This window comes from Streptomyces sp. NPDC058092, from assembly GCF_042884935.1.
In the GTDB taxonomy this organism is placed as follows: domain Bacteria; phylum Actinomycetota; class Actinomycetes; order Streptomycetales; family Streptomycetaceae; genus Streptomyces.
The window spans coordinates 161,703-173,911 of record NZ_JBHVSY010000014.1 but is presented as its reverse complement, the minus strand read 5'-3'; the positions used below and the strand labels follow the sequence as shown (position 1 = coordinate 173,911).

Here is a 12,209-nt window from a genome sequence, read left to right as displayed (position 1 = left end):
AATCCGGTGGATCTGGAGGCATGGCTGTGCACGGTGAGTACAAGGTCCCGGGCGGCAAGCTCGTCGTCGTCGATCTGGACGTCGAGGGCGGGGCGTTGCGCAACGTACGGGTGGCCGGGGACTTCTTCCTGGAGCCCGACGAGGCGATTCTCGCGATCGACGCGGCGCTGGAAGGTGCCCCGGCCCATACCGGCACCGCCGGTCTCGCCGCCCGGATCGACGCGGCTCTCCCCGCCTCGACCGTGATGCTCGGCCTCAGCTCCGAGGGCGTCGCCGTCGCCGTGCGCCGGGCCCTCGCCCAGGCCACCGAGTGGAGCGACTACGACTGGCAGCTCATCCACGAGGCCCCGCAGTCCCCCGCGCTCCACATGGCCCTCGACGAGGTCATCACCGCCGAGGTCGCCGCGGGCCGGCGTCCGCCGACGCTCCGGGTGTGGGAGTGGGCCTCGCCCGCCGTGATCATCGGCAGTTTCCAGTCGTTGCGCAACGAGGTCGACCCGGCAGGTGCGGAGCGCCACGGCATCACGGTCGTCCGCCGCGTATCCGGTGGTGGGGCCATGTTCGTGGAGCCCGGCAACACCATCACGTACTCGCTCTCCGTCCCGGACTCGCTCGTCTCGGGCCTCTCGTTCGCCGACAGCTACGCCTATCTCGACGACTGGGTGCTCGGCGCCCTCGGCGACATGGGCATCAAGGCCTGGTACCAGCCGCTCAACGACATCGCCACGGACGCAGGGAAGATCGCGGGAGCGGCTCAGAAGCGCGTGGTCGGCGGGGAGGGTGCCGTTCTGCACCACGTGACCATGTCGTACGACATCGACGCCGACAAGATGCTGGAGGTGCTCCGCATCGGCAAGGAGAAGCTCTCCGACAAGGGCACCAAGAGCGCGAAGAAGCGCGTCGACCCGTTGCGCCGCCAGACCGGACTGGCGCGCGAGGCCGTCATAGAGCGGATGATCGAATCCTTCCGCACCCGGTACGGCCTCGCGCAGGGCAAGGTGACGGACGAGGAGATGGCCCGGGCCGAGGAGCTCGTGCGTACGAAGTTCGGCACCGAGGAGTGGACCGCCCGGGTGCCGTGAGCGGGCCCCCGGGCGCGAGCGCCGAATTCCGTGAGCGGGTGATGCACCGGGTGACGCACGGAGTCGAAGACAGCGGCGTTGCTGTGATGCCGGTGCTGTGGACGGTCCATCGGGAGGGTCGTCACGTTGCCGTCGCCGGGATTTCCTGCTCGGTCCAGATGATCTTGCCTTCGGGCGTGTAGCGGGTACCCCAGCGGCGGGTCAGCTGGGCGACGAGGAAGAGGCCGCGACCGCCCTCGTCGGTCGTCCTGGCGTGCCGCAGCCGGGGAGAGGTGCTGCTGGTGTCGGAGACCTCGCAGATCAGGACGGACTGGCGCAGCAGCCGCAGCCTGATCGGGCCGGTGGCGTAGCGCACCGCGTTGGTGACCAGTTCGCTGACGATCAGCTCGGTCGTCATCTCCAGTTCCTCCAGGCCCCAGGTCCTCAGCACGCGCGCCGTGCGGGCCCGGACGCCCGCGACGGCGGCCGGGTCGGAGGGCACCTCCCAGGAGACGACGTGGTCGGCGCTCAGCTCGTGCGTACGGGCGAGCAGCAGGGCGACGTCGTCGGGCTGCGGTACGGGGAGCAGCTGATCGACGACCGTCGCGCACAGTGCGTCGAGGGAGAGTCCGCACTGCGACAGGGCGGCGCCGAGGTGGGACATGCCGATATCGACGTCCCGGTCCCTGCCTTCGATGAGGCCGTTGGTGTAGAGGCCGATCAGGCTGCCTTCCGGCAGCATGACCTCCGCCGTCTCGAAGGGCATCCCGCCCAGGCCGAGCGGGGGCCCCGCGGGCAGTTCGGGGAAGCTGACGCGCCCGTCCGGGAAGACGACGACGGGGGGCGGGTGGCCGGCGCGGGCCATCGTGCAGAGCTGGGTGACCGGGTCGTAGACCGCGTACAGACAGGTGGCGCCGAGCACGGTCGTGCCGCTCGCCCCGCCGTCGGGTTCCTCGTCGCTCAGCCGGAGCACGAGGTCGTCGAGGTGGGCCAGCAGTTCGTCGGGGGGAAGGTCCATGTCGGCGAGGGTGTGCACGGCGGTGCGGAGCCTGCCCATGGTCGCGGCGGCGCTGATGCCGTGGCCGACGACATCGCCGACGACCAGGGCGACCCGGGCGCCGGACAGCGGGATCACATCGAACCAGTCGCCCCCGACACCGTCCTTGGCGTCCGCCGGGAGGTACGAGGATGCCACGTCCAGGGCCATCCCTCCGGGCAGCGTGTGCGGAAGCAGACTGCGCTGGAGGGTCAGCGCCGCGGCGTGCTCGCGGGTGTAGCGGCGGGCGTTGTCCACGCACACCGCCGCCCGCGCCACCACTTCGCGGGCCGGCAGGACGTCGTCGGGTTCGAAAGGGGCCAGGTTCACCGATCGCACGAAAGTGGTCAGGCCGAGCACCGTGTCCCGGGCCCGCATGGGTACGGCGATGAGGGAGTGGAAACCGAACTCGCGGATGGTCGCCGCCCTGGCGGGCTGTTCGACATCCCACAGCCGCCTGACGGAGTCGAGGACCGGGATCAGGAGGGGTTCACCCTCCCTGAGGAACCGGACGTCGTGGGACGGGGGAACGGAGTCCACCGTGTCCCCGACCCGGTGGACCGCCTCCGGGCAGCCCTCCCGCACCGAGCTCATTCCCGCGCGGCGCAGCATCGGCCGGGCCGACGCGCCACCCGCACCCGGGCGGGCGGCTCCCCCGCCGGCAGGCCCCGTACCGGCAGGCCCCGTACCGGCAGGCCCTGTGCCCAGGGGCCACGGGCCGGGCTCCTCCGGGCTGGCGACCGGTTCCAGCAGATCGACGACGACGAAGTCGGCGAACCGCGGCACCGCGAAGTCGGCCAGTTCCTGAGCCGTGCGCAGGACGTCCAGGGTGGAGCCGATGCTGGCTCCGGCGTCGTTGACCAGGGCCAGGCGCTGCTGGGCCTTCCACCGGTCGGTGACGTCCAGGACCATGTAGCAGATGCCGGTGACGGTGCCGTCGCCTTCGGTCAGGGGGAAGAACGAGGTGGAGTAGGCGCGCTCCCGGTGCGGATCGGCCCAGCTCCAGCCCCGGTACTCGTAGTCGATGACGGGGACCCCGGTGTCCAGCACCCGCCGCATCAGGGTCTCTATGGCGTCGGCCGCCATTCCCGGGAGCACTTCACTCAGTCCGCGGCCCACCCGCTGTTCCCGCGGGACGCCGCCGATGCGTTCCAGGGTGTCGTTCAGCCAGACGTAGCGCAGCTGCGGGTTCAGCACCGCCACGCCGATCGGTGAGCTGGTCAGGAAGGCGTCGACCACGGACTGCCCGACGGTCCACTCCGGCCTCCGTTCACGCCCGGAGACCAGGAAGCACTCCCGGCCGTCCAGGTGGAACGCGGCCGAGACCCGCAGATCCACTTCGATCCGCTGCCCGTCGCGCCGCCGCACGGCGGCGACACCGCTCCACCCCACGCCCACGCGGCACCGCTCGGCGATGCCTGCCACCCGTACCGGGTCCCCGGGCATGGCGAGGAGGACGCCGGCGGGGCGCCCGACCACCTCCGCGGCGCGGTAGCCGAGCAGATCCTGTGCGCTGTGCGTCCAGCCGATGACCGTTCCGGTCCCGGCGACCACCGCGGTCGCGTCGTTCGCCGCGTCGAAGGAGTGCTGAGGGTTGCTGGGCTGCGACGGTTCGGCTCCGGGCGCCGACTGCGGGCCTGCGGACGCCATACTGGTCACCACCCATCCACTCCGTTCGGTTCCATGCTCCCGCCTACGGCGCTCGGGTGCGAATGTCCGCGGCCGTGGCTCGGGGGCGGGCTGCCGCGATGCGGGGGTCAGCGGCGGGGTTCGCGGGGTGCGACCAGGCCCGATTCGTACGCGAAGACGACGAGCTGCGCCCGGTCCCGGGCGCCCAGCTTGGTCATGGCGCGGCTGACGTGGGTCTTCGCGGTGAACGGGCTGATCACCATGTGTGCGGCAATCTCCTCGTTGGTGAGACCACGGGCGGCCAGTGCGCTGACTTCGCGTTCCCGGCGGGTGAGGTTCTCGAAACCGGGGGCGGTGGTCCGGTCGGGTGGTCGCGCGACGAATTCGCCGATCAGCCGACGGGTGATCGCGGGCGAGAGCAGCGCGTCACCGCCGGCCGCTACGCGGATCGCACGGAGGAGTTCGGCCGGTTCGGTGTCCTTCAGGAGGAACCCGGCGGCTCCGGCGCGCAGCGCGTCGAAGACGTACTCGTCGAGGCCGTAATTGGTGAGGATCACGACGTGGACGGCGGCCAGCCGGGGGTCGGCGGCGATCTCGCGGGTGGTCTCGATGCCTCCCATCACCGGCATCTGCACGTCGACGAGGGCGACGTCCGGGGTGTGCAGCCGGGCCAGCTCCAGGCCGTGGCGGCCGTCGACGGCCTCACCGATCACCTCGATGCCGTCCTCCGCGTCGAGCAGCGCCCGGAATCCGGCCCGCATCAGCGCCTGGTCGTCGACGATCAGCACCCGGACCGGCGGCGCCTGCGAGGCGGTCATCCGAGGGATCCGGCGGTGTCGAGGGGGAGCTCCGCGCATACGGAGAAGCCGCCGGCCGGGCGGGGTGCGGCTTCGAGGGTGCCGCCGAGTGCCGTGACGCGCTCGCGCATGCCGGTGAGTCCGGTGCCCGCGGTGACGGTGTCACCCGCGGTGCGGGGTCCCTGGTCGTCGATGCACACGGTCAGGGCCCGTTCGGTGTAGGTGAGGCGGACGGTCGTGGTGGCGCGGCCGGCGTGCCGGGCGACATTGGTGAGGGCCTCCTGCACGATGCGGTACGCGGCCCGGTCGACGGCCGGGGGCAGGGGGCGTTCGTCGCCGCTGACCGTGACGTCGAGTGGGATGCCCGCGGTTCGGGCCCGCTCGGCCAGCTCGTCGATGCGGTCGAGGCCGGTGCCGGGCTCGACGACGTCGGTCCGGAGCACTTCCAGTGTCGCCCGCAGTTCGCGCATCGCCTCGCCGCTCGCCTCCTGGATGGCGAGCAGCGCGGGTTCCACCTCGGTGCCCCGTTTACGGGCGAGGTGCACGGCGACTCCCGCCTGGAGCTTGACGATCGAGATGGAGTGGGTGAGCGAGTCGTGCAGCTCGCGGGCGATCCGCAGCCGCTCCTCCCCCGCCCGGCGCAGCGCGGCCTCGTCCCGGCTGCGTTCGGCGTCCAGGGCCCGTTGTTCGGTCTGGCGCAGATACGCCTGCCAGTTCTTGTCGATCAGCCCGGTGACGCCCGCGCAGAGGAACCAGCCGAGCAGCAGCAGGGTCCGTTCGACGGTCTCCCGAGGGCCCGGTGCACCGATGGCGAGGACCGTGAAGTAGCCGGTGAGGAACAGGGCGCTCACGGCGACGCCCCAGGCGCGGTGTCCGCTGCGGGCGGCGGCGTGCACGGCGGCCAGTACGGGGAACGCCGCCCAGCTTCCCGGGTGCGCGTGAACCACGTATCCGAGCATGCAGAGCGTGGTGACGGCGAGGACCGCGCGCGGGGCATCGCGATGCCCCGCGAGTGCGAGTGCGCCGACCGCGACGAGCAGCAGATCGAGGGCGTCGGGCGCCGAGGCGACGACGGCCGCGGCAGCGACCGCTACGGCGATGACGACGGCAAGTGCCGTGTCCAGCAGGCGAGTCCGCCGGTCGGTGTCCTTCGTTTCCCCCCGCATGTGCGGCACCCTAACTTCCGTACGGCCGCGGCGGCATCACCCCCGGGGACGGGTGCGTGACTACTCCAGGGGGAGTAGTGACGGCGACGGTGGGCCGCGCGGGATCAGTGGCGACTGTCTCCGGGGGTACGACGACCTGGGGCGGGTGTGCGGGCGAGCATCGTCGCCATGACCGGACCTTTCCGTTACACCTCACCCGTACCTCCGAAGTCGGCGACCGGCACGGTCGCCGATGTGTACGCCCAACTGGGCACCGATTTCGGCATCGAACGTGCCCCGACCTTCGTCGTCCTGTCCGCCGCGCCACCCCTGCTGGCCGGTGCCTGGGCCGTGCTGCGGGAGTCCCTGCTGGCCGGGCGGGCGCCGCGCACGGACAAGGAGGTGGTGGCGGCCGGGGTGTCGCTCGCCAACCGCTGTCCGTTCTGCGTGAACGCGCACATCATGCTGCTGCACGCCACCGGCGACCACCGGCTGGCCGAGACGATCGCGCGCGGCGAACAGCCGAAGGACCTCGGGCACCGTCAACTGCTCGCCTGGGGAAAGGACATGAGCACCGCGCAGCCGTTCCCGGCCGAGCAGGCGGCGGAGCAGATCGGGACGGCGCTCGCCTTCCACTTCATCAACCGGATCGTGTCGTCGCTGCTGACCGAGGACGTGCTGCCCTGCGGCGCGCAGAAGTACCGCCTCGTACGGACCGTGGCGGGCCGCTCCCTGGCCGGCACCGTGCGCCGTGAGCTGACGCCCGGGGAGAGTCTGGCGCTGCTCGAAACGGAGGGCGAGCCACCGTGGTGGGCGGCGGGCACGGCGATCGGTACGGCGTTCGGCGCGCTGCGTACGGCGGCACAGCTCGGCGCGGGGCTGCTGAGCGACGAGGAACTGGCTCTCGTACGGGAGTCGGTGGCGGCCTGGGACGGAGTCACTCCCCTGCCGCTGCACGGCACGCGGCTGCCGGACCGGGACGCGCTGCCGGGTGCCCGGCTGGCGCTGCTCGCGGCCCGTGCGCCGTACCGGATCACCGACGACGACGTGGCCGCCTGGCGCGTACCGCCGCGCACCGATCACTGCCTGGTCCATCTGATCGCGTTCGGCGCGATCTGCGCCGTCGAGCGCGTCGAGGCCACCCTCACCACCACCACGAAGGAGCGCGCATGAGCGTCACCGACGCCTGGAACGGGCCGATCGGCCGGCACTGGGCCGACCATCCGGACCGCTACAACGCCATGCTGGCGGGGTTCGACGCGCCGCTGTTCGACGCGGCGGTGATCGCTGCGGCCGACCGGGTTCTCGACATCGGCTGCGGCAGCGGCCACACGACCCGGACGGCCGCGCGGCGCGCGCCGCGGGGACGGGTCACCGGCGTGGACATCTCGGAGCCGCTCCTGGAGCGGGCCCGGTCCCTCACCCCGGCAGAGGAATACCCGTCCGTTTCCTACGAGTCGGGGGACGCGCAGACACATCCGTTCGAGCCGGGCGGCTACGACGTGGCGATCAGCAGGGGCGGTGTGATGTTCTTCGCCGACCACATCGCCGCCTTCACGCATGTCGCCGGTGCGCTGCGGCCCGGCGGCAGACTGGCTTTCATCTGCCCGCAGCCCGCCCGGGCCGACGGCGAGGAGAGCAAGGCGCTGGGCCTGCTGGCCTCGCTGCTGGGCCGGGACCACGCCTCGGAGAACACGGTGGCGACGGCGATGGCCTCCTTGTCGGATCCAAAACGCCTCCACGAGGTGCTGGGCGCGGCCGGGTTCACGGAGATCTCCGCGGCCGCCGTGGACGCGGCCACCCGCTGGGGCCGGGACGCGGCGGACGCGGTGGAGTTCTTCGTGTCCCGGACGCCGGGGCTCGCCGTCTCCGCTGCCACCCGGGCCGCGATGACGGAGGTGCTGCTGCCGCACGAGACCCCGGACGGTGTGCTGCTGCGGGCGGGGGTGTGGGTGGTCAGCGCCCGCCGGCCGGGCTGACCGAGGGGGGCGGTGCGGGCGGCCGGTGCTCGTACCAGCGGCGGTCGGCCTCCAGCTGGGCGGCGAGGGAGATCAGCCGTTCCTCGCTGCGGGAGGGGCCGAGCAGCTGGGCGCCGACGGGCAGCCCGTCGGCGGTGAACCCGGCCGGTACGTTGATGCCGGGCCAGCCCAGTACGTTCCAGGGCCAGGCGTACGGGCAGGCCTCGGTCATCGCCACATCGGTGCGCCAGGCGCTCAGCCCGTCGAACCGGCCGATCGGGGGCGGTGGCAGGGCGGTCGTCGGGGTGAGCAGCACGTCGTAGCCGTCCCGGGCCCGGGACGTACGGAAGAACGCACCGATCCTGTGGTGCTGACGGGCCTCCCGCTCCCTGGCCGCGCGCACCACCCGGCCGCCGAGCCGGGTGCCGGTGCGCAGGGCGCTGCGGGTGCGCGGGTCGAGGAGGGCGGGGTCGGGGTGGCGGGCGGCGAGTTCGGCGATCCCGGCGGTGGCGCGGGGGACGAAGCCGAGGCCGATCAGCCCGTAGCGGGGCCTGGCCTCCTCGACGTCGTGGCCCAGGCGGGCGAGGGCCTCGGCCAGTGCGGTGACGGCCCGCCGCACTTCGGGGTGGGGTGCGGAGCCGGTGAGGGTGAGCGGGGGGCGCCAGGCGAGGGCGATGCGCAGTCTGCCCGGGTCGCGGCGGGCGGCGGCCGAGGCCGCGACGGGGGGCGGGCGGTGCGGGTCGTCGGGGTGGGGTCCGGCTACGGCGTCGAGCAGCAGGGCGGCATCGGCGACGGTCCTGGCCAGCGGTCCGTTGACGGTCAGGCCCTGGAAGGCGTCGCTCTGCGGGTGGACGGAGATCCGGCCGCGCTGTGGTTTGATGCCGACGAGGTGGGTCCAGGCCGCGGGGATCCGGACGGACCCGGCGCCGTCCGAACCGAGCGCGGCAGGTACGAGCCCGGCGGCGACGGCGGCCGCGGACCCGCCGGACGATCCGCCGGGGGTGTGTCCGGTGTTCCAGGGGTTGCGGGTGGCGCCGAAGGCGGGGCCCTCGGTGAACGGCCACTGGCCCAGCTCGCAGGAGTTGGTCTTCCCGACGATCACGGCCCCGGCGGCCCGCAGCCTGCGTACGGCCTCGCTGTCGGCGATGGCGGCGGGCAGATCGCCGTCGCAGCCGAAGTAGGTCGGCATGCCGAGGACATCGGTGTCGTCCTTGACGGCGACCGGCACGCCGAGCAGGGGCAGCCGCTCCCCCGCGGCGAGCCTGCGGTCGGCCTCGGCGGCCTCGGCGAGCGCGGCCTCGGCGCGCAGGTGCCGGAAGGCGTTCAGGGTGCCCTGGCTCGCCTCGATGCGGCGCAGGACCGCGGACACCTGCTCGGTCGAGGTGGTACGGCCTTCGGCCAGCTCCCGTGCACTGTCGGCCAGTCCGGTCGGGCCGGCCGGTTCGGTGGTTTCGACGGCTTCCGTTGACGACATGGGCTGCCCGCCTTCCTCGCCTCGGCAGGTGCGCACGCCCGCACCTGTACGCCCGAACGAACTTACCGGAGGGTAACGAGTCATGGGCGGTCCGCTCAACCGTTCGGAGGAGGGTTGAGCGGAGGAGGAAACCGCCCGCCCCGCCCCACCGCCCACCACCCGCGTACCGCCTACGGCTGGACGCTGATCTCGCCGATCCCGGTCCCGAGGCCCGCGCAGTGCGCGGTGGACTGTCCTGACTGCCCCGGGTCGAGGGTGACGTGCTCACCGTCCACGTCCGGGGACCAGCCGCAGACCAGATGTACCCAGAAGGTCCGGGCCGTGCTTCCGTCGTTGCGGCACAGCGCGTAGCCGGTGTAGTCGTCGATCTCGTGCTTTCCCGTCTCGCAGGACAGACCGGGCGGCGTCGCCCCGGGTGTCACGGCGGTGGCGACGGCCGCGGGTACCGCGAGCGCCGCGGCCGCCCCTGCGACAACGACGCCCCGGAGCACGGTCCTGGACACGCTCCCCATCGACAGCTTCATGTCTTCCTGTTCCTCCTCGTCGGTGACGAACTCGGTGCGTCGGCAACCGTCCCCCGCCACCCACGACACAAAACGAGGCAAAACATCACCGTGTGTATGCGCACGGTGGGTGGTCCGCCGTCGCGCGACCCGCCCCTGCCCGGCGTACCCTCAAAAGGATCGGATCGCACACCTGAACAGGCCCGACGGGCTCTTCGAGGGAGGCGCCGTGACCGGCCATCTCATCGGCACACGCCAGGCCGCCTGGGCGGCGGTCCTCGTGCTGGGACTCACGAGCGGCGGTGTCATCGGCGGCGGTGTGGCCCGGGCGGACAACGGCATCGACAAGCTCTCCGCCCAGCAGATCGCCGACCGCTCACGTGACGCGCTCCTGAGCGCCCGCTCCTTGCACCTCAGCGCGCGCGGCACCCTCGGCAGGGGCAGCCCGTCGACGACCCTGGATCTCACCCTCGACCGGGACGGCAACTGCACCGGTTCGGTGGACCTCGGCAGGAGTCAGGGGTCGGTCCGGATCGTGAAGCGCGGCAACGACATCTGGGTCAAGCCGGACGCGGACTTCTGGAAGAACCAGGTGCCGAACGGCGGCGCGGCCTTCGCCGCGATCCTCAACGGGCGTTACATGAAGGGTTCGGCCACCGACCCGAGGCTGCGCGACGTGACGGACGGATGCGATCTGGACACCTTCCAGAAGCTGGTCAGGGATCACGCGGACAACGACCGGGGCACGCTGAACAAGGGCCGGAAGACCACGCTCGACGGGGCTCCCGTGGTGCCGGTGACCAGGCTCAGGGACGGCAGGACGCAGACGCTGTACGTCGCGGCCACGGGCAAGCCGTACCCGCTGAGGATCACGGTGCGGGGCGGCGGGGCGAACGCGGTCGTGGGCCTCTCGGCCTTCGACAAGCCGGTGCCCACGGCCACGCCGCCGCCGGATCAGACGTACGACATCAATGCGCTGCTGACCCGTCGGACCGCGCCGCTGTGACGCCGGAGCGCCCGCTCAGCACCGCGTACAACACCAGCGACGAGGCCAGTCCGACCGCCCAGCCGTAGTCCGCGAGCGGCTTCAGGAACGGGATCAGGCCGTCGGCCGGGAACGGGCCGGTGCCGGGGGCCGAGTGGGAGCCGCCGATCGCCAGGACGCCGCCGACGACGAATGCGACGACCGCCCGCCAGTTCCAGCCGTTGACGTACCAGTAGCGGCCGCCGGGACGGTAGAGGTCCGCCAGGTCGAGCACGGTGCGGCGGACGATCCAGTAGTCGGCGATCAGGATGCCCGCGACCGTACCGAGCAGTCCGCCGACCAGTCCGAGCCAGGTGAAGATGTACAGCTCGGGGGTCTCGGTGAGTTTCCACGGCATGATGAGGACGCCGACGACACCCGTGATCAGGGCGCCCGTACGGAAGTTGATGAGCTTGGGGGCAAGGTTCGCCAGGTCGTACGCGGGTGACACGACGTTGGCCGCGATGTTCACGGAGACCGTCGCGACCAGCACCGTGACCAGGGCGTAGAGCAGCCCGAAGACGTTGTCGGTCCGGGCGACGAGCTGGACCGGGTCCCAGATCGCCTCCCCGTACACGGCCTGCGAGCCGGAGGTCACCAGGACCGAGAGCAGGGCGAAGAGCGTCATCGTGGTCGGCAGGCCGAGCGACTGGCCCCGGATCTGGGCACGTTGGCCGGCCCCGAAGCGGGTGAAGTCGGGGATGTTGAGGGAGAGCGTGGCCCAGAAGGCGATCATGCCCATCAGGGAGGGGAAGAAGACCGGCCAGAACTCCTTGCCCCAGCCGAGCCGGGACGGCTGGTCGAGCAGCGGGCCGAAGCCGCCCGCCTTGACGGCGACCCAGACCAGCAGCACCACGGCGCCGACGATGACGAACGGGGCCGCCCAGTTCTCGAACCGGCGCAGGGCGTCCATCCCCCGGTAGATGATGGCGAGTTCGAGCGCCCAGAAGAGGATGAAGCAGAGCCAGAGCGTCCACGGCTGCCCGCCGATCTCGGATGCCTTCGCCCAGCCGCCGAAGATCTTCCCGAGCAGGGTGAAGATGCCGACGCCGCCGATCCAGGTCTGGATGCCGAACCAGGCGCAGGCCACCGCGGCCCGGATCAGCGCGGGCAGATTGGCGCCGCGCAGCCCGAAGGAGGCGCGGGCCAGAACGGGGAAGGGGATGCCGTACTTGGGTCCGGCGTGCCCGGTGAGCAGCATCGGGCCGAGCACGATCAGGTTGGCGAGCGCGATGGTGAGGACGGCCTGTTTCCAGTCCATGCCGAGGGCCACCAGGCCGGAGGCGAGCAGCCAGGACGGGATGTTGTGGGCCATGCCGACCCAGAGCGCGGCGAAGTTGTACGTCGTCCAGCGGCGCCGTTCCAGCGGGACAGGCAGCAGGTCCTCGTTGACGAAACGGTTGTCGGTGGGGACGGCGCCGGGGGCGAGTTCGATGCGGCCCGACGGGTCGGATATCCGGTCCTGCGGTGGGCCGGGTGGGACGGGTGGGACGGTCGATGTCATGGCGGCTGGACCCTTCGCATGGGAGCGGTGCCGTGCGGGGCGGTGCGCGGGGGTGCGGGGGTGCGGGGGTGCGGGGGT

10 protein-coding genes are annotated in these 12,209 nt (G+C 72.2%); 4 read left to right on the top strand and 6 right to left on the bottom strand.

Annotation, left to right across the window (positions count from 1 at the left end; all coding sequences use genetic code 11):
* Nucleotides 1-26 precede the first annotated feature (26 nt).
* Entirely contained in the window at nucleotides 27-1,082 is a 1,056-nt protein-coding gene (locus ACFVV1_RS23740; protein WP_389992559.1) for a biotin/lipoate A/B protein ligase family protein, read from the top strand.
* A gap of 121 nt (nucleotides 1,083-1,203) precedes the next feature.
* On the opposite strand, the gene ACFVV1_RS23735 is transcribed toward ACFVV1_RS23740, so the two are convergent.
* From ACFVV1_RS23735 to ACFVV1_RS23725, 3 genes are all read right to left on the bottom strand, one after another.
* Nucleotides 1,204-3,747: a SpoIIE family protein phosphatase gene (locus ACFVV1_RS23735; RefSeq protein ID WP_389992557.1), complete on the bottom strand. Its 2,544-nt coding sequence runs from the start codon at nucleotides 3,745-3,747 to the stop codon at nucleotides 1,204-1,206.
* A 107-nt stretch (nucleotides 3,748-3,854) separates the two neighbouring features.
* Nucleotides 3,855-4,544, bottom strand: coding sequence for a response regulator (locus tag ACFVV1_RS23730; RefSeq protein WP_389992469.1), 690 nt, complete (start codon nucleotides 4,542-4,544; stop codon nucleotides 3,855-3,857).
* A complete protein-coding gene (locus tag ACFVV1_RS23725; RefSeq protein ID WP_389992466.1) occupies nucleotides 4,541-5,689 on the bottom strand; it encodes a sensor histidine kinase in 1,149 nt (382 codons plus the stop codon). Before ACFVV1_RS23725 ends, ACFVV1_RS23730 begins: the two co-directional genes overlap by 4 nt.
* A gap of 168 nt (nucleotides 5,690-5,857) precedes the next feature.
* Between ACFVV1_RS23725 and ACFVV1_RS23720 the strand changes: the two genes are divergently transcribed.
* Nucleotides 5,858-6,841 carry a carboxymuconolactone decarboxylase family protein gene (locus ACFVV1_RS23720; RefSeq protein ID WP_389992463.1) on the top strand — a complete coding sequence of 328 codons (984 nt, stop codon included), beginning with the start codon at nucleotides 5,858-5,860 and terminating at the stop codon, nucleotides 6,839-6,841.
* On the top strand, nucleotides 6,838-7,647 hold the full coding sequence (locus tag ACFVV1_RS23715; protein ID WP_389992461.1) for a class I SAM-dependent methyltransferase: 810 nt from the start codon (nucleotides 6,838-6,840) through the stop codon (nucleotides 7,645-7,647). The genes ACFVV1_RS23720 and ACFVV1_RS23715 overlap by 4 nt, the downstream gene beginning before the upstream one ends.
* Here the strand turns inward: ACFVV1_RS23715 and ACFVV1_RS23710 are convergent.
* Both ACFVV1_RS23710 and ACFVV1_RS23705 read right to left on the bottom strand, forming a co-directional pair.
* The gene (locus ACFVV1_RS23710) at nucleotides 7,625-9,100 is read right to left on the bottom strand and encodes an amidase (RefSeq protein ID WP_389992458.1); all 1,476 of its coding nucleotides are present in this window, start codon (nucleotides 9,098-9,100) and stop codon (nucleotides 7,625-7,627) included. The two genes, ACFVV1_RS23715 and ACFVV1_RS23710, sit on opposite strands and share 23 nt — an antisense overlap.
* Nucleotides 9,101-9,270: 170 nt before the next feature.
* Complete coding sequence (locus ACFVV1_RS23705) at nucleotides 9,271-9,624, bottom strand: hypothetical protein (protein ID WP_389992554.1); 354 nt, start codon at nucleotides 9,622-9,624, stop codon at nucleotides 9,271-9,273.
* Nucleotides 9,625-9,832: 208 nt separating this feature from the next.
* Between ACFVV1_RS23705 and ACFVV1_RS23700 the strand changes: the two genes are divergently transcribed.
* A complete protein-coding gene (locus tag ACFVV1_RS23700) occupies nucleotides 9,833-10,609 on the top strand; it encodes a hypothetical protein (RefSeq protein ID WP_389992455.1) in 777 nt (258 codons plus the stop codon).
* On the opposite strand, the gene ACFVV1_RS23695 is transcribed toward ACFVV1_RS23700, so the two are convergent.
* Complete coding sequence (locus tag ACFVV1_RS23695; protein WP_389992452.1) at nucleotides 10,572-12,131, bottom strand: NCS1 family nucleobase:cation symporter-1; 1,560 nt, start codon at nucleotides 12,129-12,131, stop codon at nucleotides 10,572-10,574. The genes ACFVV1_RS23700 and ACFVV1_RS23695 overlap by 38 nt on opposite strands.
* Nucleotides 12,132-12,209: the final 78 nt, after the last annotated feature.